We start from the raw sequence: 20,683 nt of genomic DNA on the forward strand, positions 1-20,683 counted from the left end.
TTCGGCGAGGGGACGAGGCCGTTGGCTTCAGCCTCGTATCCGTCCGTGGGTACTTCGCGTGCCGACCGCCATCAGATTGGTTCTGGACCGGTTCGATCGTGGATTTGGTCCCCACCTGCGGTTTCGCCTACACTTGTGGGGTTGCCTGCGGCGCGAGAGCGTCGCGAATCGGTTCGCGAACCCACTGGGATGGCACGCCCGACCGAGCGTCGAGTGTAAAAGCCCAGGCAGGCGCGTGTCCGGTGGTGACAGACCGTGTGCGTCGGGTCGGAAATCCGGCGTACAGATGCGGTGGTCCACGACAGTGGTCCCGCCGTGTCGATGACTTCCAGGTCAAGGAGACTAACGAGTGATTCAGCAGGAATCTCGCCTGCGGGTCGCCGACAACACCGGAGCAAAGGAAATCCTCTGCATCCGCGTGCTCGGCGGTTCCTCGCGGCGCTATGCCGGCATTGGCGATGTCATCGTCGCCACTGTCAAGGACGCCATCCCGGGCGGCAACGTCAAGAAGGGTGAGGTCGTCAAGGCCGTCATCGTGCGCACCTCCAAGGAGCGCCGCCGTCCGGACGGTAGCTACATCCGCTTCGACGAGAACGCGGCCGTCATCCTCAAGGGTGAGAGCGATCCGCGTGGTACCCGCATCTTCGGCCCGGTCGGCCGCGAGCTGCGTGAGAAGAAGTTCATGAAGATCGTGTCGCTGGCACCGGAGGTGATCTGACATGAAGGTGCACAAGGGTGACACGGTGATCGTCATCTCGGGCAAGGACAAGGGCGCCAAGGGCAAGGTCATCCAGGCCTTCCCGAAGGAGCAGCGTGTCCTCGTCGAGGGCGTGAACCGGATCAAGAAGCACACCTCCGCGTCGGCCAATGAGCGTGGCGCATCCTCCGGCGGCATCGTGACCCAGGAGGCCCCCATCCACGTGTCGAACGTGATGGTCGTGGACTCCGACGGCACTCCGACTCGCGTGGGCTACCGCGTCGACGAGGAGACCGGCAAGAAGGTCCGGATTTCCCGGAAGAACGGGAAGGACATCTGACATGACCACCACAGAAAAGGTTCAGCCCCGGCTGAAGACGCGCTACCGCGAGGAAATCAAGGACGCGCTCAACAAGGAATTCGACTACGACAACGTCATGCTGATCCCCGGCGTGGTCAAGGTCGTGGTGAACATGGGCGTCGGCGACGCCGCCCGCGACGCCAAGCTGATCAACGGTGCGGTCTCCGACCTCGCCCTGATCACCGGCCAGCGTCCGGAGATCCGTCGCGCCCGCAAGTCCATCGCTCAGTTCAAGCTGCGCGAGGGTATGCCGATCGGTGCGCGCGCCACCCTGCGTGGCGACCGTATGTGGGAGTTCCTGGACCGTCTGGTGTCCATCGCCCTCCCGCGTATCCGCGACTTCCGTGGCCTGAGTGACCGTCAGTTCGACGGCAACGGCAACTACACCTTCGGCCTCAACGAGCAGTCGATGTTCCACGAGATCAACATCGACAACATCGACCGGCCGCGAGGTATGGACATCACTGTCGTCACGTCGGCCACCACGGACGAGGAAGGCCGCGCGCTGCTGCGTCACCTGGGCTTCCCGTTCAAGGACGCGAACTCCAAGGACAACTGACTGTGAGGATTAACTGATGGCAAAGAAGGCTCTGGTCAACAAGGCCAACAAGAAGCCCAAGTTCGCCGTGCGGGCCTACACCCGGTGCAACCGTTGCGGTCGTCCGCACTCGGTGTTCCGCAAGTTCGGCCTGTGCCGTGTGTGCCTGCGCGAGATGGCACACGCCGGTGAGCTCCCGGGCGTGCAGAAGTCCAGCTGGTGACTTCCTGACGTACTGACCGAACGGCCCTGTCTCCCGTGGGAGGCAGGGCCGTTCGGCATTTCTGCCATCGAGATCGCCGGATTCGCCCGCGGTCACCCCGGGGAGCGAGAGCCGACCGCGTGAGCGGGCACGAGGCCCGTGCCCGGGTGCGCGCTCCGGGCGCGGATCGTCGTCAGGCTCGGCCCTGCCGGATGACACGCGGTCGGCGGATACGCGCCGCCCCGGTGTCGGCGACACCTCTGAGGTGCTGGTCGTCGTGGCGTAACGAGTAGCCGGCGTCCCATGGGAATCGTCCGTGGTCGTCGGGCCACACCGCCTGCAGCGCATGGGTGTTGGGGAACAGCTCGTTGGTCACGCACAGATCGGATTTGTCGATCATCTCGATCAGCTGGACCGGCACGTCGAGTGCGCGCACGGTGACGGGGGTGCCCTGGTCGACGAGGTCGCGCCAGTCGTAGCGATGCAGCAGGTCGACCAGTTCGTTCAGCAGGCGGCCACCGACGTGGAACTCGAGTCCGTAGACGGCGATCTCGGGGAGCGAATGCAAGGTGACGCCGGTCGTGTAGGCGAACGAGCAGTCGGGAGCCTCGCACCGATCGGAACGGCAGTACTCGCAGACTTGGCTCACTGCCGTGACCGCCCAGCCGTGGCGACGGATACGCGTGATGGTGTCCTGGACGATCGGGCTCGGATGCCAACGTCGTAGTCCCCGGATCGCGGCGGCGTGGTCGGACATGGTTCGCTCCTTTGTTCGAAGGTGAACCGAGTAGACCACCGGGGTCCGACAACTCTCACCGGACACCGATCAGGTTCGACGACCACACGATTCTTCCCCCCGCTTTGTGTTCTTCCGCCGCGAATACCAGGGGGAAGAACACAAACCAGGGGGAAGAACTGGACGGGTTCGGTCAGGTGATCTGATCGGGCTCGCGTTTCTTGATGCCGAACATCGTGAAGACGAGCGCGATCGCCGCCGTGATCACCAGCAGCACCAGTCCGATCGTGTAGCTGTGGTCGACGGCATCGTAGGTCGCGCCCATCACCAGCGGCGGGAAGAAACCGCCGAGGCCGCCTGCGGCGCCGACGATGCCGGTCACCGAACCCACCCGCTCGGTCGGGGCGACCTGCGCCACCCAGCTGAACACCGACCCCGAACCCAGGCCCATGCAGACGGCCATCAGCACGAAGTCGAGGCCGGCCGGGAACTCCAACGGTGGCTGCGTCATCATCCACACCGCGAGCACCGCGGCGCCTGCGGTGGCGATCACGGTGATGATCCGTGGCCCGAACCGGTCGGACAGGACACCGCCGATCGGACGGGCGATCACCGCGGCGATCGCGAAGCCCGCGGTGCGGGTGCCCGCGGCCTGCAGGTCGAAATCGTAGACGTCCTTGAGGTAGGTCGGCAGGTAGGTGGAGAAGGCGACGAACCCGCCGAATGTGGCGGCGTAGAGGAAGCCCATCTGCCAGGTGATCGGTAGCTTCGCGGCGGCGACGAGTTTCGGTACGACCGCATCATGGTTGGACTGCCACAGCGGCGAATCGCGCATGAACATCCACACGATGACGGCCACCACCACCAGTGCGATCGCGATGATCACATGTGTTGCGGTGTAACCGAACCAATCGACGAAGCGTGGGGTGAAGAACGCCGACAACGCGGTGCCACCCATGCCGACGCCGAAGATGCCGGTGGCGAATCCGCGCCGGGACTTGTCGTACCAGGCGTTGGCGAACGGGATGCCGACGGCGAAGGTGGTTCCCGCGATACCGAGGAAGAACCCGACGATGAGCATCATCGGGTACGACTCGAGGTTGCCCGCAACCGCGAGCAATACCACGAACGGTGCCGAGGCGACGAGCAGGACAGGGAACATGACGCGTCCGCCGAAGCGGTCGGTCAGCGCACCGGTCAGGATCCGGCCCATCGATCCGACGATGATCGGGATGGCCACCAGCACCGACTTCTGCGTCGACGACAGGTCCATCAACTCCGAGTAGCGAACCCCCAGTGGGCCCACCAGGTTCCATGCCCAGAAGCTGATGCCGAAGGCGAGTGTGGCGAGGAAGAGGTTGAGTGATTGCCCTTGGCGCAGAGTCGATTCGACCTCTGGTCGCGGTGTCTGAGTGGTCATCGCTGCCGATCCTGGGTTCCGACGGGTGCCCAACCGGGCCGGGACGTACGGCTACCGGGTGCCCGCACTGCGTCGCGGCTCCGATAGACGATGTAGGGCCGGAACAAGTAATGCACCGGCGCGGTGAAGGCGTGCACGAGACGGGTGAACGGCACCATGGCGAACACCAACATGCCCACCAGGACGTGGATGTGGAAGCGGAACGGCGCCGCGTTCATCGCGTCGATGTCGGGCTGTAGGTAGAAGATCGACCGGAACCAGGGGGACACGGTCTCGCGATAGTTCACGCCCTCGGCGTCGGGGAGCATGCCGATCAGCGTGATGTAGGTGCCCAGCACGAGTGCCGCGGTCAGCACCACGTACATGACCTTGTCGTTGGTGGTGGTGGCCATGAACACCGGGCCGGTGCGGCGGCGACGGTAGATGAGGATGCCGAGCCCCACCAGCGTGCACACGGCGGCGATGAGCCCGAAGAACACGGCGGTGACGTGGTACATGTCCTCGGTCACGCCGATGGCGTCGGTCCACGACTCCGGGATCACCAGTCCCATCGCATGCCCGATGATGACCACCAGCAGGCCGAAATGGAAGAGGGGAGAACCGATCCGCAACAGTCGCGACTCGTAGAGTTCCGACGACCGCGTCGTCCAGCCGAACTTGTCGTAGCGGTAACGCCAGATCGTGCCGCCGATGAGCAGCAGGATCGCGACGTAGGGCAACACGCCCCAGAGCAGAACATCCATGACCTCACCTCGCTTCTGACAATGTCTGCGCGGTCGAAAGATCCGGTGCCTGCCGACGTCGACTCGTTTCCGGTGCTCGCGGCGCCGACAGACTCGGGCTGATCGGCAGCAGGCGCGGATCGAAGGGTTCGAGGCCCACTGTCTCGACCTCCGGTGGGGCCGACTGCATCGCCATCACGGCGCGTCGATCGGCGGGCGACTCACCGGGCAGCGTCGCGCAGATCGCGGTCAGCACATCCGCATACGGGCTGTGACGGTCGAGCAGTGACAAACGGATCAATTCGAGCGCCCGACGGTTCTCGACCAGGAGTTCGGCGCCCGCGACCGGGTCGACGCGCGCGGCGAACTCGAGGACGATGGGCAGATGGTCGGGCAACTCACCGCGGAGATCGACGAGGAAACCGCTGTCGCGATAGCGCTGTTTGAACTCACCGAGCGCGGTGCCCCGGCGTCGGGTGTCGCCCGCCGTCCAGTAGGTGAGGTAGAGCGTGTGCTTGCGCGACAGGTCGAATGTGTCGATGTAGTCCTGCCGCACCGCGGTGGCGTCGGAGCCGCGCAGGTGCGCGACGAACCGACGTAGCGGATCGACGGCATCCCCGGCGGACTGTTCGGCCAGCGCGTCATCGAGAAGTGGTGCCGCGGCGAGGATCTCGTCGTCGGGATAGCTCAGACACATCGACGACGCCTGGTGGATCACCGGGTGGTCGTCCGTGCGACGTCGACGTAATCTCATGGCTTCTCCGAAGGCCGGGGTCTCACGGTTTCTCCGATGGCCGGGACTGCGGGAACATCCCTTGCGGCGCCCCGTTGCCGTCCCAGTTGAGCAGGTTGGTTCGGCCGGCCAGACTCGACGGTCCGGCCGCCGTGTCGCTGGTCTGCCGTTGCTTCAACGCGGCGAAGGTCTCCACCGACACCGGTGCCGGACGCCCGCTCGCCTCGCCGAATGCCGACGAGTCGAACATGCCCGGACCGTCGTCGTAGTCCAGCGAGCACCCGATCTCCTCGAGATCGTGCGCCTGTTCGAGGTGGGCGGTCGGGATCACGTACCGGTCTTCGTATTTGGCGATCGCCATGAGCCGGTACATGTCATAGACCTGCTCTTCGGTCATCCCGACGGAGGCCGGGATCGACGCATCGGGTTCACGGCCGAGGGTGATGTCGCGCATGTAGGAGCGCATCGCGGCCAGTTTGTGCAGCACATCGTCGACGACCGTGGTGTCGCCCGCGGTGAACAGTTCGGCGAGATAATCGACGGGGATGCGCAGTGCGTCGATGGCGCCGAATAGATTTCGGTGATCCTCGGCATCATGGCCCTGATCGGAGAGCAGATCGACGATCGGCGACAGCGGTGGCACGTACCAGACCATCGGCATGGTGCGGTACTCCGGATGCAGGGGCAGGGCGACCCGGAACTTCTTGGCGAGTGCGTACACCGGCGACCGTCGTGCGGCATCGAGCCAGTCGTCCGGGATGCCCTGTGCCCGAGCCGCGGCGACGACCTCGGGATCCTCGGGGTCGAGCATCAGGTCCAGTTGCGCCTGATACAGGTCCTTCTCGTCCGGTGTGGAGGCGGCGTCGGTCACTGCATCCGCGTCATAGAGGAACAACCCGAGATAGCGCAGCCTGCCGACGCAGGTCTCGGCGCACACCGTGGGTAGGCCGACCTCCACGCGCGGGTAGCACAGCGTGCACTTCTCCGCCTTGCCGGACTTGTGGTTGAAGTAGATCTTCTTGTAGGGGCATCCGGTGATGCACTGCCGCCACCCGCGGCAGCGATCCTGGTCGACGAGGACGATGCCATCCTCGCTGCGCTTGTAGATCGCACCGGACGGGCACGAGGCCATGCACGACGGGTTGAGACAGTGCTCGCAGATCCGCGGCAGATAGAACATGAACGTCTGCTCGAAGCTGAACTTGATCGCATCCTCGGACTCGCGGCGCAACTTGGCCACGATCGGATCGAGTTCCCCGGCTTCGGGTGCGCCACCGAGGTTGTCGTCCCAGTTGGCCGACCACCGCACCTTGGTGTCCTCGCCGGTGATCAGCGACTTCGGCCGGGCCACCGGGAAGTCGTCTCCCAGCGGCGCATCCACCAGCGTCTGATAGTCGTAGGTCCAGGGTTCGTAGTAGTCGTCGAGGGTCGGCTGCACGGGCGATGCGAACAACGTCAACAGTTTCTGCAGACGTCCGCCGGTTCGCAGGCGCAGGCGACCCTTCTTGTTGAGCTTCCATCCACCGCGCCAGCGTTCCTGATCCTCGTAACGGCGCGGATAGCCCTGTCCGGGACGGGTTTCGACGTTGTTGAACCACACGTACTCGGTGCCGGCCCGATTGGTCCATGCCTGCTTGCAGGTGACCGAACAGGTGTGGCAGCCGATGCACTTGTCGAGGTTCATCACCATGCCCATCTGGGCCATGACCCGCATCAGTACGTCACCTCCTGGCTTCGCTTGCGAATGGTGGAGACCATGTCCCGCTGATTGCCCGCGGGGCCGAGATAGTTGAACGCATACGACAATTGGGCGTATCCGCCGATCATGTGCGTCGGTTTGACCAGCAGGCGGGTCGCCGAGTTGTGGATGCCGCCGCGCCGTCCGGTGGCCTCGGACTTCGGCACGTCGATGGTGCGTTCCTGTGCGTGATGGACGTAGCAGACGCCTGCGGGCATGCGGTGGCTGACGATGGCGCGGCACACCACGACACCGTTGGCGTTGACGCATTCGATCCAGTCGTTGTCGTGCACGTCGATCGATGCCGCGTCCTCGGGGCTCAGCCACGCCGTGGGCCCACCGCGCGACAGCGACAGCATGAACAGGTTGTCCTGGTATTCGGAGTGGATCGACCACTTCGAATGCGGGGTCAGGTAGCGGACCGTGATCTGCTTGCCGCCGTCGGGACCGAGTTTGGGTTCCCCGAACAGTCGGTGCATGTCCAGCGGCGGACGATAGATCGGCAGGGATTCGCCGATGTCGATCATCCAGTCGTGGTCGAGGTAGAAGTGCATCCGACCGGTCAGCGTGTGAAAAGGCTTGAGCCGCTCGATGTTCACCGTGAACGGCGCGTAGCGTCGGCCCCCTGTCTCCGATCCGGACCACTCCGGCGAGGTGATCACCGGCACCGGCGACTTCTGGGTGTCGGCGAAGGTGATGCGTTTCTCCTCCGACCCTCGCGCCAGATCGTCGAGCAGGAACCCGACGCGCTGCTGCAGTGTGCGGAATCCCTGCACCGCGAGTTCGCCGTTGGTCGTCCCCGAGTAGGTCAGGATCGCTTCGGCGAGTTTCGAATCGGTGTCGATGGCCGGTCTGCCGTCGCCGGCACCGCCCAACATCACGCCGTTCGCGCCGGCGAGTTTGTGTGACTGCTCGGTGAGCTCGTAGGTCACGTTCTTGACGGTGAATCCCAACGAGTCGGCGAGGGGCCCCACTGCAGCCAGTTTGTCCGCGATGGTGGTGTAATCACGTTCCACGACGGCGAAATTGGGCATGTTGCGGCCCGGGCGACCCTCGACGTCGGGTTGCCGCCACCAGTCCGTCACGCGGCCGTGTGGCACTGCTGTCTCGCCGGGGGTGTCGTGCTGCATGGGCACACTCACCAGGTCGTGGCGGACGCCGAGGTGGGTGCGCGCCAGATCGGACAGCTTGCGTGCCAGCAGATGGAACATGTCGAAATCGGTCTTGGCCTCCCACGGCGGGTCGATGGCCGGGGAGAAGGCGTGCACGAAGGGATGCATGTCGGTGGACGAGAGATCGTGTTTCTCGTACCAGGTGGCGGCGGGGAACACCACGTCGGACAGCAGCGTCGTCGAGGTCATCCGGAAGTCGGCAGACATCAGCAGGTCGAGCTTGCCCTCCGGGGCGGTCTCGTGCCATGCGACGTCGCGGGGCCGGGGCGCTTCCGGGTTCTCGGTGCCGAGCACATTGTGGTGGGTGCCGAGCAGGTGTCGCAGGAAGTACTCGTTGCCCTTGGCCGAGGAACCCATCAGGTTGGATCGCCACAGCACCAGGGTGCGCGGCCAGTTCTCCGGGGCATCCACGTCGGAGATCGCGGGGACCAGGCCACCGGAGGTGAGTTGGCCCGCAACATAGTTGCCCACGTTCTCGGCGTCGCCGGCGTCGACGGCGGCCTGTGCGTCCTCGGCCACGTCGAGGGGGTTGGCGGAGAACTGCGGGTAGAAGGGCATCCACCCCAGTCGTGCCGACTGGGCGATCGCATCGGCGGTGTGTTGGTGATCGAGCACCCCTCGCGACAGCGGCGACGTCAGCGAGGCCGCAGAATAGCCGTCGTTGCGCCACTGGTCGGTGTGCATGTACCAGTACGACGTACCGGTCATCGTGCGTGGCGGCCGTGTCCAGTCCAGGGCGTTGGCGAGCGAGATCCACCCGGTGATCGGACGGCACTTCTCCTGCCCGACGTAGTGGGCCCAGCCGCCGCCGTTGCGGCCCATGCACCCGGTGAGGATCAGCAGCGAGAGGATGGCCCGGTAGGTGGCGTCGCCGTGGAACCACTGGCAGATGCCTGCGCCCATGAGGATCATCGAGCGGCCTTCGGATTCATCGGCGTTGGCGGCGAACTCCCGTGCCACCCGAATGGCCGCCTCGGCGGGCACACCGGTGATCTCTGCCTGCCACGCCGGGGTGTAGGGCGATTCGACGTCGTCGTAGCCGCGCGGCCACTCGCCGGGCAGTCCGTCGCGGGCCACCCCGTATTGCGCGAGCATCAGGTCGAAGACGGTGGTGACGAGGTGTCCACCGACCCTTCGTGCGGGGACGCCGCGATGCAGCACCGACCCCGAGCCGTCCGGGGCGTCGAATGCGGGGAAGTACACCGATTCCGGGTGCGCACCCTCGCCGTCGAGGCTGAGGGCGGGGACCACTCCTTCGAGATCGAGATTCCAGCGGCCGACACCCGACTCCGCGTACCGGAAACCCATCGACCCGTTGGGCACGACAGGTTCTCCGGTGGACTGGTCGAGGACCACCGTCTTCCACACGTCCTCGTCGGCGGGGGCGTCGGTGACCGAGCCGAGTTCGTCGGAGGTCAGGAACTTGCCCGGTACCAGCCTGCCGTCGCGCTCTTCGAGGTGGATGAGGAAGGGCAGGTCGGTGTAGGTGCGCACATAGTCGTCGAAGAACGAGGTGCGTTTGTCGACGAAGAATTCCTTGAGGATCACGTGCCCCATGGACATCGCGAGCGCGGCGTCCGTTCCGGCCTGGGCGGGCAGCCACTCGTCGGCGAACTTCGTGTTGTCGGCGTAATCGGGACTGACGGTGACGATCTTGGTGCCGCGGTAGCGGACTTCGGCCATCCAGTGCGCATCCGGTGTACGGGTCACCGGGACGTTCGACCCCCACATCATCAGATAGGTTGCATCCCACCAGTCTCCGGACTCCGGGACATCGGTCTGATCCCCGAAGACCTGCGGACTGGCGACCGGCAGATCCGCGTACCAGTCGTAGAACGACGTCATCACCCCGCCGATGAGCTGGATGAATCGTGTTCCGACACAGTGCGACACCATCGACATCGCGGGGATGGGGGAGAACCCCGCGCAGCGGTCGGGGCCGTAGGTCTTGATGGTGTGCACGTGCGCTGCCGCGGTGATCTCGACGGCCTCGTCCCACGAGACCCGGACCAACCCACCCTTTCCGCGGGCCTGCTGGTAGGAGCGGCGGCGCAGCGGATCGCCGACCACATCGGCCCACGCCAGCACCGGATCTCCGAGCCGGGATTTGGCCTCGCGGAACATCTCCACCAGCACCCCGCGCGCATACGGATAGCGAACCCGGGTGGGGGAGTAGGTGTACCAGGAAAAGGCTGCGCCGCGTGGGCATCCGCGTGGCTCGTACTCCGGCCGGTCGGCACCCACCGAGGGGTAGTCGGTCTCCTGGGTCTCCCAGGTGATGATGCCGTCCTTGACGTAGACCTTCCAGGAACACGACCCGGTGCAGTTCACCCCGTGCGTGGACCGCACGATCTTGTCGTGACTCCACCTGTCGCGGTAGAAGACATCACCTGCGCGTCCGCCGTGACGGAACACCGCTCGCCCGTCATCGGTCTCGTCCCACCGAGCGAAGAACCTGCCCACATCGAGCAGTGCCTTCGCCGCTCCGCCGTCAACCCCAGGTGCCCGGCTCATGGCTTGACCATACGGGTGATGAGCGTGTGACGCAGGTGAAACGGACAGTCTTTACCTGACGTCTGCGCGGACGTTCACCGGGGTGCCATCGACCTCACCGTCCGGCGGTGGCCACGGTGAGCACCACGGCCGAATCATGCTGGGCGGAAAGCTCGTGACGGTCAACGGGAACCGTCAGCAGGTCGCCGGTGGTACCGACCACGGATCGATCGCCCGCGGTGAGCGTCACCCGTCCGGTGATGACGAAAAGTGTTGCTTCCCCCGGCCCCTGATGTTCGGCGAGCTGGGCGCCGGCGGTCATCGCGATCACGGTCTGCCGCAGCCGATGACGTGAATCCCCGTGCAGCGTCTGGGCGGCGCGTCCACTCCGGGACGCGTGCGCGGTGGTGAGCAGTTCGTCGGCCAGTTGTGTCAGATGGGTGACGTCCATGGCGTCCATCATGCGCCGCGCCGTGCCATGCGGCCGCGGATTCGGTGACGCATCGGTCAACCCATCACGGATCAGCGTCGTCGCCCCGGCCTGCGTCGGGTGTGTGGTCGAAACATGCGTCACAAACCGTTTCGCCGATGGCCGGGTACCGCTAACGTGCGCAGACATGACGCACAAAGTGGTCGTCGCCCTGCGCGGCGACGTTGCGCGCGAGGTGTGCTCCGACGACGATCTGCCCGCCGCCGTACGGCGTGCCGGTGCGGTCCGTCTGCAGCGCAACGTCGACGACGACGCGGTGGCTGGGGCGATGCGGATCGACGAACTCGATCCGCCCATCGTCGGGGTGATCTGTTTCTGGGCCGATGATCCGCGGCCGGTTCTCGACGTCCTCAGCGCTCGTGTGCCCGGCGTCGCCGCGTGGGCCGTCACCGAACGAGCGCCGTTGGACCCGGCGTTGCCGCGCGACGGTCGCCGACTCGACGCGCTCGCCAACATCGCGTTCCTGCGTCGGCCGGTGGACATGGATCGGGCCGAATGGCTGCATCGGTGGCTCGACGAGCACACGCGGGTCGCCATCGACACCCAGGCGACGTTCGGCTACTACCAGAACATCGTCGAACGGCCACTCACCGATGGCACACCAGCGGTCGACGCCATCGTCGAGGAGTTGTTCCCGATCGCTGCGGTCTCCGACATCCATGCCTTCTACGGCAGCGGTGGCGATCAGGCGGAGTTGGACCGCCGTATGACGGCGATGCTCGCCAGCGTCGCGCGTTTCGGTGCCGACCGCGACCTCGACGTGGTGCCGACCATCCGCACCGATCTGGACCTGACGCGAGTCGGTTCGTGAGGGGCGTCGTATGCGGCTGTTCGTGACAGGAGGTACCGGGGCGATCGGGGGTCACGCGGTGCCCGCACTCGTGGCCGCCGGTCACGAGGTACGGGCGCTCGCGCGAGGCGAGGACAAGGCGCGCACGCTCGCCGGCGAGGGGGCCGAGCCGATCGCGGTGTCGCTGTTCGATCGAGACGGACTCGCCGCCGCCTTCGACGGGTGCGAGGCCGTCGTCAACCTGGCGTCCGCGCTGCCGTCGTCGGCGAGCTTCGTCCGCCGATCCGCATGGGCGCAGTGCACGCGGATCCGTACCGAGGGGTCGGCGGCGGTGGTGGACGCAGCTCTGCGTGCCGGCGTGGAGCGGTTGGTGCAGGAGTCGGTGGTGATGATCTACCGGGACCAGGGTGACCGCTGGATCGATGAGCACGCCGAGGTCGACCGGTATCCGATCGCGGAAGGCAATCATGCCGCCGAGGCGAGTGCCCGACGGTTCACCGACGCCGCGGGAGCAGGTGTCACCCTGCGATTCGGGTTGTTCTACGGACCAGGGGCGGCGCACAGCGAACAGTTCGTCGCGATGGGGCGCCGCCACGTCGGGGTGGTCTTCGGACATCCCGACACCTATCTGTCGTCGATTCATCTCGACGATGCGGCGTCCGCGGTGGTGGCGGCGTTGTCGGTACCCGCGGGCACCTACAACATCGTCGACGACGAACCGGTGACCCGGCGCGTGCACGCCGATGCCATCGCCCACGCGGTAGGTGCCGATGCGTGGGTCCGCGCGCCCGGCCGGGCGGCGCTGCTGCTCGGTGACCGCACCACGTCGATGACCCGATCGCTGCGCGTGGACAACGGTGCATTCCGCTCCGTGTCGGGGTGGGCGCCGAGCCATCGGAGTGTGCGCGAGGGGTACGTGTCGATGGTCGGGCAGCTGTGTGGCGGGTGACTCACGGCGACGATTTGGGTCTGGCCAGCAGATTCTCTACACTTGAACGGTTGCCTGTGCTCTGTGGGCTCTCCCGGGGCGCGCACGCCACAACCGAATAGTCTCCGGTGCCGGTGAAAAGCCAAGGGCATCGGCGGCGAGAACCTTATGCACAACTATCCACTTCGTGGAAGGCCCACCGCAGGTCACGGGATGTTTTCTCGTGTTCGGCGCTGTATGGGAACCGCCACGAGAAAGGTTGACGGTCACCCATGACCATGACTGACCCGATCGCAGACTTCTTGACACGTCTGCGTAACGCCAACTCGGCGTTCCACGACGAGGTGACTCTTCCCTCGTCCAAGATCAAGGTGAACATCGCCGAGATCCTGAAGCGTGAGGGCTACATCGTCGACTACCGCGTCGAGGACGCGGAGGTCGGCAAGAGCCTCACCGTCACCCTCAAGTACGGCCCGAGCCGTGAGCGCAGCATCGCTGGTCTGCGCCGTGTCTCCAAGCCGGGTCTGCGGGTGTACGCAAAGTCCACAAACCTGCCCAAGGTGCTGGGCGGCCTCGGCGTGGCCATCATCTCCACGTCGTCGGGTCTGCTCACCGATCGCCAGGCAGCCAACCAGGGCGTGGGCGGCGAAGTCCTCGCCTACGTCTGGTGAGGGAGGGGTAAAGAAAAATGTCGCGTATTGGCAAGCACCCCATCGATATCCCTTCGGGCGTCGATGTCACGATCGACGGCCAGAACGTCAAGGTCAAGGGACCGAAGGGTGAACTCTCGGTCACCGTTTCCGATCCGATCGTCGTGACGAAGGAAGAGAACTCCATCGTCGTGAGCCGGCCCAACGACGAGCGCCGCAACCGCGCTCTGCACGGCCTGTCGCGTTCGCTGGTCAACAACCTCGTCGTCGGAGTCACGCAGGGCTACACCACCAAGATGGAGATCTTCGGTGTCGGTTACCGCGTGCAGGCGAAGGGCAAGGACCTCGAGTTCGCCCTCGGTTACAGCCATCCCGTGCCGATCGAGGCTCCCGAAGGTATTTCCTTCGCAGTGGAGTCCCCGACCAAGTTCTCGGTCTCGGGTATCGACAAGCAGCAAGTCGGCCAGATCTCGGCGAACATCCGCCGCCTGCGTCGTCCGGACCCCTACAAGGGCAAGGGCATTCGCTACGAGGGTGAGCAGATCCGTCGCAAGGTCGGAAAGACGGGTAAGTAAGCCATGACTGATACAGCAACCCAGAAGAATCCTGCGCGGACAGCCCGTAAGCCGCTCGGCAAGGACGTGTCGACCCGCCGTCGCACCGCGACCGTGAATCGGCACTTCCGTCTTCGCAAGAAGGTCAACGGCACCCCGGAGCGTCCGCGTCTGGCCGTCAAGCGCAGCTCGCGCCACATCCACGTGCAGCTCATCGACGACCTGGCCGGCAAGACGCTGGCCGCCGCGTCGTCGATCGAGGCCGACGTGCGTTCGGCCGGTGGCGACAAGTCGGCGCAGGCCCGCAAGGTCGGCGAGCTGATCGCCGCCCGCGCCAAGGCCGCCGGTGTCGAGGCCGCAGTGTTCGACCGTGGTGGCAAGGACTACCACGGCCGGATCGCAGCACTCGCCGACGCCGCCCGCGAGGGAGGTCTGCAGTTCTGATGACCAATCTGTACTTCTTCACCAACATGACCGGAGGGAACCTCTGATGCCCGGACGTCAGCGTGACGGCGGAAACGGACCCGCCGGTAACGACAACAACAACAACAACGCCTCGGCGGGTAACGACCAGCGCGGCGAGCGCCGCGGCCGTGGCCGCCGCGACGATCGCGGAGGACGTGACCGCGAGGACCGCAACCAGCTCGAGCGCGTGGTCGCCATCAACCGTGTCTCCAAGGTGGTCAAGGGTGGACGTCGGTTCTCCTTCACCGCTCTCGTGGTGGTCGGCGACGGCCAGGGCATGGTCGGTGTCGGCTACGGCAAGGCCAAGGAAGTTCCCGCGGCGATCCAGAAGGGCGTCGAAGAGGCTCGCAAGAACTTCTTCCGCGTTCCGCTGATCGCGGGCACCGTGACCCACCCGGTTCAGGGTGAGGCCGCCGCCGGTGTCGTGATGCTCCGTCCGGCCAGCCCCGGTACCGGTGTCATCGCCGGTGGCGCGGTGCGTGCGGTGCTGGAGTGCGCGGGCGTCCATGACGTCCTCGCCAAGAGCCTCGGCAGTGACAACGCGATCAACGTGGTGCACGCCACCGTGGCCGCGCTGAAGATGCTGCAGCGTCCCGAAGAGGTCGCCGCACGTCGTGGTCTGCCGATCGAAGATGTCGCGCCGGCGGGCATGCTGCGGGCGCGCGCGGGTCAGGGAGTGTAAAGGACCATGGCAGAACTCAAGATCACTCAGGTCAAAGGCACCATCGGTACCAAACAGAACCAGCGTGACAGCCTGCGGACCCTCGGACTGAAGGGCATCCGTAAGTCGGTCACCCGCGAGGACACCCCGATCAACCGCGGCCTCATCAACGTTGTTCGGCACCTCGTGACAGTCGAAGAGGTCAAGTAATGACAATCAAGCTCCATCACCTTCGCCCCGCTCCGGGGTCGAAGACCGACAAGACTCGCGTGGGTCGCGGTGAGGGCTCCAAGGGTAAGACCGCCGGTCGCGGCACCAAGGGCACCAAGGCGCGTAAGAACGTGCCTGCCGCCTTCGAGGGTGGCCAGATGCCGATCCACATGCGGCTGCCGAAGCTCAAGGGCTTCACCAACCGCAACCGGGTCGAGTATCAGGTCGTCAACGTCGGCGACATCGCCAAGCTGTTCCCCTCGGGTGGCACCATCGGCGTCGACGAGCTCGTCGCAGCCGGCGCGGTTCGCAAGAACCAGCTGGTCAAGGTGCTCGGCGACGGCGATCTCGGCGTCAAGGTCGACGTCACCGCCAACAAGTTCACGGCTTCGGCCAAGGAGAAGATCGCCGCTGCCGGAGGCAGCGTCACCGAGCTCTGAACATCAACGAGACCGTCGGGTGTCGGCCGCGCCAGGTGAGCGTGGCCGGCCCCGGCGGTATCGGCGTCAGGGGCACCGGACAAGGCGGACAACCGCCGGTCGCGTCGTCGGGTGCCTGCGACCTGACTGTTAGAGTGCAAGCGTTGTCTTGACGCTTCGATCAACGTCGATTGCCGAGCACGCGGGGGAGCTTCAATCCTGTCGCGTGGTCGTTCCTAGGAGGAGTCAGTGCTTTCCCCCCTCGTCGCGGCCTTCCGGACGCCCGACCTGAGGAAGAAGATCCTCTTTGTCGTCGGCATCATCATCCTGTATCGGCTGGGCGCGACGATTCCGTCGCCCGGCGTCGACTACAAGGCCGTGCATGCATGTCTCGACGAGGTGTCGCACGGTAGCTCTGCCAACATCTACTCGCTGATCAGCATGTTCTCCGGCGGTGCATTGCTGCAGCTGTCGGTCTTCGCGATCGGCATCATGCCCTACATCACCGCCAGCATCATCGTCCAGCTGCTGACCGTCGTCATCCCGCGGTTCGAGCAGCTGCGCAAGGAAGGCCAGTCCGGCCAGGCCAAGATGACGCAGTACACGCGCTACCTCACGGTGGCCTTGGCGTTGCTGCAGTCCACGGGCATCGTGGCGCTGGCCGATCGCGGTCAGCTGCTGCAGGACTGCTCCACCGGCGACCAGATCCTGAACGACCAGTCGATCTTCGGGCTCGCCATCATCGTGCTCGTCATGACCGCCGGTGCGATCGTCGTCATGTGGTTCGGCGAGCTGATCACCGAACGCGGTGTCGGCAACGGTATGTCGCTGCTCATCTTCGCCGGCATCGCCGCACGCATCCCGTCCGAGGGCAAGCAGATCCTCGACACCCGCGGTGGTCTCGTCTTCGGCCTCGTCTGTCTCGCCGCGTTGGTGATCGTCGCGGGCGTCGTCTTCATCGAGCAGGGTCAGCGTCGTATCCCGGTGCAGTACGCCAAGCGGATGGTGGGCCGCAAGATGTACGGCGGTTCGTCGACCTATCTCCCGTTGAAGGTCAACCAGGCAGGCGTCATCCCGGTCATCTTCGCGTCGTCGCTGCTGTATCTGCCGCAGCTCATCCTGCAGTTGACGCAGGGGTCGAGCGGTGAGCAGTCGACCTGGCAGCGATGGATCAACCAGTACCTGACCGACCCCAGCAACTGGGTCTACATCCTCGTGTACTTCCTGTTGATCATCTTCTTCACCTACTTCTATGTCGCCGTCACCTTCAATCCGGAGGAGCGCGCGGACGACATGAAGAAGTACGGTGGGTTCATCCCCGGTATCCGCCCCGGACAGCCGACGGCCGATTACCTCGGTTATGTGCTGAGCCGCATCACCCTGCCCGGGTCGATCTACCTGGGTATCATCGCCGTACTGCCGAACCTGTTCCTCGAGATCGGGAACAGCGGCGGTGCTCAGAACTTGCCATTCGGTGGCACGGCCGTGTTGATCATGGTCGGCGTGGGTCTGGACACGATGAAGCAAGTCAACAGTCAATTGATGCAACGTAAGTACGAAGGATTCCTCAAGTGAGACTCGTGATTCTGGGCCCTCCCGGTGCCGGCAAAGGTACGCAGGCGGAACTGTTGTCGGAAGCCCTCGGCATTCCGCACATCTCCACCGGAGACCTGTTCCGGGCCAACATCTCCCAGGGCACGGCGGTCGGTATCGAGGCCAAGCGCTATCTGGACGCCGGTGACCTGGTGCCGTCCGAGATCACCATCGACATGGTGCGCGCCCGTGTCGCCGAGCCGGACGCGTCCAAGGGGTTCATCCTCGACGGCTTCCCTCGTTCGACCGAGCAGGCCGATGCGCTCAAGGACATCCTCGAAGGCCTCGACGGCACGCTCGACGCGGTGCTGTCGTTCGTGGTCGACGCCGATGTGGTGGTGGAGCGCATGCTCGCCCGCGGTCGCGCCGACGACACCGAAGAGGTCATCCGCAACCGGCTCGCGGTCTACGCCAAGGAGACCGCCCCGCTGTTGGAGTACTACGGCGACCAGGTCAAGACGATCGACGCGGTCGGTGACATCCAAGACGTGCACCAGCGCGTGCTGAGCGCGTTGGGCGCCGGGGTCTCCTGACCTTCGCAACGAGCAGAGAACGGTCGTAGCCATGGCATTTCGGAAACCCAAACCGGTCCCGTTCCGGACCGCGGGTGAGGTGGACGCCATGGCTGCGGCCGGTGCCGTCGTCGGCGACGCACTGGTCGCGGTGCGTGCCGCCGCACGCGCCGGGGCCAGCACCCTGGATCTCGACGAGGTCGCCGAGACGGTGATCCGCGACGCCGGGGCGGTTCCCAGTTTCAAGGGCTACCACGGGTTTCCCGGGTCGATCTGCGCCTCGGTGAACGACGTGGTGGTGCACGGCATCCCGTCGGCGGAGACGGTGCTCGCCGACGGCGATCTGGTGTCCATCGACTGCGGCGCGATCCTCGATGGCTGGCATGGGGATTCGGCGTGGTCGTTCGGCGTCGGCGAATTGTCCGAGGCCGATTCCGACCTTTCCGAGGCGACGCGGTTGTCCATGGAAGCGGGTATCGCGGCCATGGTCGAAGGTGCTCGGCTCACCGACATCTCTCACGCCATCGAACTCGGCACCCGTGCCGCCGAACAGAAGTTCGGCCGGTCGTTCGGCATCGTGGCCGGCTACGGCGGCCACGGTATCGGTCGCGAGATGCACCTCGAGCCGTTCTTGGCCAACGAGGGCAAACCCAACCGCGGACCGGTGCTGGTCATCGGTTCCACGCTCGCCATCGAGCCGATGTTGACCCTCGGTACCACTGAGACGAGCGTGCTCGACGACGACTGGACCGTGGTCACCGATGACGGTTCACGCGCTGCGCACTGGGAGCACACCGTCGTCGTGACCGGCGACGGACCACGGATTCTGACCACCCGCCGCGAGTCCTGACCGCGCTCGTTCAGTGCGGGCGGGCGGTCTCCGAGGCGAGTGTCGCTGCATCGGGCTGGTGGTGGATGCGATCGGATCGCGTGTAGATCACCATCGACCCACCGCGAACGAACCCGACGAGGGTGATGCCCCGTTCCTCGGCGAGATCTGCGGCCAGTGAGGACGGCGCCGACACCGCCGACAGCATCGGGATGCCTGCCATCGCAGCCTTCTGGACCAGTTCGAAGCTGGCGCGGCCGGAGACCTGAAGGATGTGTCCGCGCAACGGAATTCGGCCCTGCGCGCTTGCCCAGCCGATGACCTTGTCGACGGCGTTGTGGCGTCCGACGTCTTCTCGCAGGGCCTCGATCTGTCCCGTGTGTCCGTCGACGAGGCAGGCGGCATGCAGACCACCGGTCTTGTCGAACACCGACTGTCCCGCTCGCAGTCGGTCCGGGAGATCGAGGAGCAGATCCGTATCGACGACCAGGTCGTCTTCACCCGGGTCGAATTCCGAACGGAGCGTGACGTTGTCGATGCTGGCCTTGCCGCAGACCCCACACGCGCTGGTGGTGGTGACATTGCGGGCCAGTTCCGGTGCGGGGGTGGGAACGTCGGGTGCGAGGGTCACGTCGAGCACGTTGTAGGTGTTGGCGCCGTCGGCGTCGGTGCCTGCACAGTACCGAGCGACCGCGACGTCATCGCCGCGCACGATCACACCCTCGGACAGCAGGAAGCCCACCGCGAGTTCGACATCATTGCCGGGGGTACGCATGGTGACCGCGAACTGCATGCCGTTGACGCGGATCTCGAGCGGTTCCTCGACGGCGAGGACGTCGGCGCGTGACGACGACGGCGCGTCGCGCCGTATCCGGGTGACCCGTCGTCGGGTGGTGATACGTCCCACGTCGTCGACCCTACTCAGGGCGCACGTCGCGCGGGTGGTCGGCCGGGGCCGCTCAGGCCTCCAGCAGCAGGGTGACCGGTCCGTCGTTGACGAGGCGGACCTGCATGTGCGCACCGAAGCGTCCGGTCGCGACGGTGGCGCCGGACTCGCGGAGGGCGGCGACGACGGCGTCGACGAGTGGTTCGGCCACCGCGCCGGGAGCCGCGCCGTTCCAGGACGGTCTGCGTCCCTTGGCCGTGTTCGCATAGAGGGTGAACTGACTGATCACCAGGATCGGCGCATCGAGATCGGCTGCGGACAACTCCTTGCCGCCGGCGCCGTCGCCGAGAATCCGGAGCCGCCACATCTTGTCGGCCAGTTTTGCCGCCTGCTCGGCGGTGTCGTCATGGGTGACGCCGACGAGCGCAACGAGTCCGTGACGACCGTCGGTGAGGTCGAGTGCGCCGACGGTTTCGCCGTCCACGACGACGGAGGCCTCGCTGACACGCTGGATCACTGCACGCATGGAACTCAGGGTGCCATGTCGCGTTCGCAGACCGGTGGCCGAGACGACGGTCGTCGCGAGGTCGGTCCGCAGCGCGCCGTTCGAGCGGGAGTGCGCCGTCCGAGGGAGCGCACCGCTCTAGGGGAGCGTGCCGTCCAGGCGAGCTCACCGACGGTCTGCCACCGGCCGACCGACATGACCTACACGCGTGCGGGGCGACGGCCGGATAATGTGCCCAACGCCGCTCAGCGGTGTAGCTGATGTCAGCCGGCCGGTGGCGGAGCCGTCGCGGGACGGCGGCGTGGGATGTACCCGCGCAGGACGGCGGGTTCGGACGAACCCGTCGGCCGGCGGGTCGACCGCGGTGATCGGCCGAGCA

At 65.8% G+C, this 20,683-nt stretch carries 24 protein-coding genes; 15 read left to right on the forward strand and 9 right to left on the reverse strand.

Features of this window, described 5'->3' with window-relative positions; translation table 11 throughout:
• Positions 1-349: 349 nt before the first annotated feature.
• The 4 genes from rplN to AAFP35_RS05905 are packed head-to-tail and all read left to right on the forward strand — an operon-like array spanning position 350 to position 1,819.
• Entirely contained in the window at positions 350-718 is a 369-nt protein-coding gene (gene rplN, locus AAFP35_RS05890) for a 50S ribosomal protein L14 (protein WP_129911612.1), read from the forward strand.
• A 1-nt stretch (position 719) separates the two neighbouring features.
• Complete coding sequence (gene rplX, locus AAFP35_RS05895) at positions 720-1,037, forward strand: 50S ribosomal protein L24 (protein WP_419220619.1); 318 nt, start codon at positions 720-722, stop codon at positions 1,035-1,037.
• A 1-nt stretch (position 1,038) separates the two neighbouring features.
• Complete coding sequence (rplE, locus tag AAFP35_RS05900; RefSeq protein ID WP_419220620.1) at positions 1,039-1,617, forward strand: 50S ribosomal protein L5; 579 nt, start codon at positions 1,039-1,041, stop codon at positions 1,615-1,617.
• Between the two features lie 16 nt (positions 1,618-1,633).
• Positions 1,634-1,819, forward strand: coding sequence for a type Z 30S ribosomal protein S14 (locus tag AAFP35_RS05905; RefSeq protein ID WP_005170384.1), 186 nt, complete (start codon positions 1,634-1,636; stop codon positions 1,817-1,819).
• Positions 1,820-1,991: 172 nt separating this feature from the next.
• Here AAFP35_RS05905 and AAFP35_RS05910 read toward each other — a convergent pair whose 3' ends face one another.
• The 7 genes from AAFP35_RS05910 to AAFP35_RS05940 form a co-directional block, all read right to left on the reverse strand.
• Positions 1,992-2,555 (reverse strand): DUF4262 domain-containing protein, encoded by a 564-nt coding sequence (locus AAFP35_RS05910; protein ID WP_419220621.1) that lies wholly within the window; start codon positions 2,553-2,555, stop codon positions 1,992-1,994.
• 172 nt (positions 2,556-2,727) lie between these two features.
• Positions 2,728-3,954, reverse strand: a complete 1,227-nt coding sequence (locus tag AAFP35_RS05915; RefSeq protein ID WP_419220622.1) for a nitrate/nitrite transporter — start codon at positions 3,952-3,954, stop codon at positions 2,728-2,730.
• Positions 3,951-4,697, reverse strand: coding sequence for a respiratory nitrate reductase subunit gamma (gene narI / locus AAFP35_RS05920; RefSeq protein WP_419220623.1), 747 nt, complete (start codon positions 4,695-4,697; stop codon positions 3,951-3,953). The genes AAFP35_RS05915 and narI overlap by 4 nt, the downstream gene beginning before the upstream one ends.
• A gap of 4 nt (positions 4,698-4,701) precedes the next feature.
• The gene (gene narJ, locus AAFP35_RS05925) at positions 4,702-5,430 is read right to left on the reverse strand and encodes a nitrate reductase molybdenum cofactor assembly chaperone (protein ID WP_419220624.1); all 729 of its coding nucleotides are present in this window, start codon (positions 5,428-5,430) and stop codon (positions 4,702-4,704) included.
• 22 nt (positions 5,431-5,452) lie between these two features.
• Positions 5,453-7,123: a nitrate reductase subunit beta gene (gene narH, locus AAFP35_RS05930; RefSeq protein WP_419220625.1), complete on the reverse strand. Its 1,671-nt coding sequence runs from the start codon at positions 7,121-7,123 to the stop codon at positions 5,453-5,455.
• Positions 7,123-10,833, reverse strand: a complete 3,711-nt coding sequence (locus AAFP35_RS05935; RefSeq protein ID WP_419220626.1) for a nitrate reductase subunit alpha — start codon at positions 10,831-10,833, stop codon at positions 7,123-7,125. Before AAFP35_RS05935 ends, narH begins: the two co-directional genes overlap by 1 nt.
• Before the next feature lie 94 nt (positions 10,834-10,927).
• Positions 10,928-11,263 (reverse strand): cupin domain-containing protein, encoded by a 336-nt coding sequence (locus tag AAFP35_RS05940; protein WP_419220627.1) that lies wholly within the window; start codon positions 11,261-11,263, stop codon positions 10,928-10,930.
• A gap of 166 nt (positions 11,264-11,429) precedes the next feature.
• Between AAFP35_RS05940 and AAFP35_RS05945 the strand changes: the two genes are divergently transcribed.
• From AAFP35_RS05945 to map, 11 genes are all read left to right on the forward strand, one after another.
• Positions 11,430-12,113, forward strand: coding sequence for a hypothetical protein (locus AAFP35_RS05945; RefSeq protein WP_419220628.1), 684 nt, complete (start codon positions 11,430-11,432; stop codon positions 12,111-12,113).
• 10 nt (positions 12,114-12,123) lie between these two features.
• Positions 12,124-13,041, forward strand: coding sequence for an NAD-dependent epimerase/dehydratase family protein (locus AAFP35_RS05950; protein WP_419220629.1), 918 nt, complete (start codon positions 12,124-12,126; stop codon positions 13,039-13,041).
• Between the two features lie 251 nt (positions 13,042-13,292).
• Positions 13,293-13,691 carry a 30S ribosomal protein S8 gene (gene rpsH / locus AAFP35_RS05955; RefSeq protein WP_419220630.1) on the forward strand — a complete coding sequence of 133 codons (399 nt, stop codon included), beginning with the start codon at positions 13,293-13,295 and terminating at the stop codon, positions 13,689-13,691.
• Between the two features lie 17 nt (positions 13,692-13,708).
• The gene (rplF, locus tag AAFP35_RS05960) at positions 13,709-14,245 is read left to right on the forward strand and encodes a 50S ribosomal protein L6 (protein WP_419220631.1); all 537 of its coding nucleotides are present in this window, start codon (positions 13,709-13,711) and stop codon (positions 14,243-14,245) included.
• Between the two features lie 3 nt (positions 14,246-14,248).
• The gene (gene rplR, locus AAFP35_RS05965) at positions 14,249-14,668 is read left to right on the forward strand and encodes a 50S ribosomal protein L18 (RefSeq protein WP_419220632.1); all 420 of its coding nucleotides are present in this window, start codon (positions 14,249-14,251) and stop codon (positions 14,666-14,668) included.
• 46 nt (positions 14,669-14,714) lie between these two features.
• A complete protein-coding gene (gene rpsE / locus AAFP35_RS05970) occupies positions 14,715-15,371 on the forward strand; it encodes a 30S ribosomal protein S5 (protein ID WP_419220633.1) in 657 nt (218 codons plus the stop codon).
• A gap of 6 nt (positions 15,372-15,377) precedes the next feature.
• Positions 15,378-15,560 carry a 50S ribosomal protein L30 gene (rpmD, locus tag AAFP35_RS05975; protein WP_419220634.1) on the forward strand — a complete coding sequence of 61 codons (183 nt, stop codon included), beginning with the start codon at positions 15,378-15,380 and terminating at the stop codon, positions 15,558-15,560.
• The gene (gene rplO / locus AAFP35_RS05980; protein ID WP_419220635.1) at positions 15,560-16,000 is read left to right on the forward strand and encodes a 50S ribosomal protein L15; all 441 of its coding nucleotides are present in this window, start codon (positions 15,560-15,562) and stop codon (positions 15,998-16,000) included. Before rpmD ends, rplO begins: the two co-directional genes overlap by 1 nt.
• A gap of 228 nt (positions 16,001-16,228) precedes the next feature.
• A complete protein-coding gene (gene secY, locus AAFP35_RS05985) occupies positions 16,229-17,554 on the forward strand; it encodes a preprotein translocase subunit SecY (RefSeq protein ID WP_419220636.1) in 1,326 nt (441 codons plus the stop codon).
• A complete protein-coding gene (locus AAFP35_RS05990; protein ID WP_419220637.1) occupies positions 17,551-18,105 on the forward strand; it encodes an adenylate kinase in 555 nt (184 codons plus the stop codon). Before secY ends, AAFP35_RS05990 begins: the two co-directional genes overlap by 4 nt.
• Positions 18,106-18,136: 31 nt before the next feature.
• The gene (map, locus tag AAFP35_RS05995; RefSeq protein WP_419220638.1) at positions 18,137-18,934 is read left to right on the forward strand and encodes a type I methionyl aminopeptidase; all 798 of its coding nucleotides are present in this window, start codon (positions 18,137-18,139) and stop codon (positions 18,932-18,934) included.
• 10 nt (positions 18,935-18,944) lie between these two features.
• Here the strand turns inward: map and fdhD are convergent, their stop codons facing one another.
• Positions 18,945-19,820 (reverse strand): formate dehydrogenase accessory sulfurtransferase FdhD, encoded by an 876-nt coding sequence (gene fdhD, locus AAFP35_RS06000; RefSeq protein ID WP_419220639.1) that lies wholly within the window; start codon positions 19,818-19,820, stop codon positions 18,945-18,947.
• Positions 19,821-19,872: 52 nt separating this feature from the next.
• Positions 19,873-20,325: a D-aminoacyl-tRNA deacylase gene (dtd, locus tag AAFP35_RS06005; protein ID WP_419220640.1), complete on the reverse strand. Its 453-nt coding sequence runs from the start codon at positions 20,323-20,325 to the stop codon at positions 19,873-19,875.
• Positions 20,326-20,683 lie beyond the last annotated feature (358 nt).

It is taken from the genome of Gordonia sp. CPCC 206044 (assembly GCF_048537895.1).
Classification (GTDB): domain Bacteria; phylum Actinomycetota; class Actinomycetes; order Mycobacteriales; family Mycobacteriaceae; genus Gordonia.

Excerpts from the sequence above, each read along its gene's own strand:
- rpsH (WP_419220630.1), top strand. The coding sequence starts at position 13,293 with ATGACCATGACTGACCCGATCGCAGACTTCTTGACACGTCTGCGTAAC.
- map (WP_419220638.1), top strand. The coding sequence starts at position 18,137 with ATGGCATTTCGGAAACCCAAACCGGTCCCGTTCCGGACCGCGGGTGAG.
- AAFP35_RS05915 (WP_419220622.1), bottom strand. The coding sequence starts at position 3,954 with ATGACCACTCAGACACCGCGACCAGAGGTCGAATCGACTCTGCGCCAA.
- rplR (WP_419220632.1), top strand. The coding sequence starts at position 14,249 with ATGACTGATACAGCAACCCAGAAGAATCCTGCGCGGACAGCCCGTAAG.
- rpmD (WP_419220634.1), top strand. The coding sequence starts at position 15,378 with ATGGCAGAACTCAAGATCACTCAGGTCAAAGGCACCATCGGTACCAAA.
- narH (WP_419220625.1), bottom strand. The coding sequence starts at position 7,123 with ATGCGGGTCATGGCCCAGATGGGCATGGTGATGAACCTCGACAAGTGC.
- AAFP35_RS05935 (WP_419220626.1), bottom strand. The coding sequence starts at position 10,833 with ATGAGCCGGGCACCTGGGGTTGACGGCGGAGCGGCGAAGGCACTGCTC.
- rplO (WP_419220635.1), top strand. The coding sequence starts at position 15,560 with ATGACAATCAAGCTCCATCACCTTCGCCCCGCTCCGGGGTCGAAGACC.
- AAFP35_RS05945 (WP_419220628.1), top strand. The coding sequence starts at position 11,430 with ATGACGCACAAAGTGGTCGTCGCCCTGCGCGGCGACGTTGCGCGCGAG.
- AAFP35_RS05940 (WP_419220627.1), bottom strand. The coding sequence starts at position 11,263 with ATGGACGTCACCCATCTGACACAACTGGCCGACGAACTGCTCACCACC.
- AAFP35_RS05905 (WP_005170384.1), top strand. The coding sequence starts at position 1,634 with ATGGCAAAGAAGGCTCTGGTCAACAAGGCCAACAAGAAGCCCAAGTTC.
- rplF (WP_419220631.1), top strand. The coding sequence starts at position 13,709 with ATGTCGCGTATTGGCAAGCACCCCATCGATATCCCTTCGGGCGTCGAT.
- AAFP35_RS05910 (WP_419220621.1), bottom strand. The coding sequence starts at position 2,555 with ATGTCCGACCACGCCGCCGCGATCCGGGGACTACGACGTTGGCATCCG.
- rplX (WP_419220619.1), top strand. The coding sequence starts at position 720 with ATGAAGGTGCACAAGGGTGACACGGTGATCGTCATCTCGGGCAAGGAC.
- narI (WP_419220623.1), bottom strand. The coding sequence starts at position 4,697 with ATGGATGTTCTGCTCTGGGGCGTGTTGCCCTACGTCGCGATCCTGCTG.
- rpsE (WP_419220633.1), top strand. The coding sequence starts at position 14,715 with ATGCCCGGACGTCAGCGTGACGGCGGAAACGGACCCGCCGGTAACGAC.
- rplE (WP_419220620.1), top strand. The coding sequence starts at position 1,039 with ATGACCACCACAGAAAAGGTTCAGCCCCGGCTGAAGACGCGCTACCGC.
- narJ (WP_419220624.1), bottom strand. The coding sequence starts at position 5,430 with ATGAGATTACGTCGACGTCGCACGGACGACCACCCGGTGATCCACCAG.
- AAFP35_RS05950 (WP_419220629.1), top strand. The coding sequence starts at position 12,124 with ATGCGGCTGTTCGTGACAGGAGGTACCGGGGCGATCGGGGGTCACGCG.
- dtd (WP_419220640.1), bottom strand. The coding sequence starts at position 20,325 with ATGCGTGCAGTGATCCAGCGTGTCAGCGAGGCCTCCGTCGTCGTGGAC.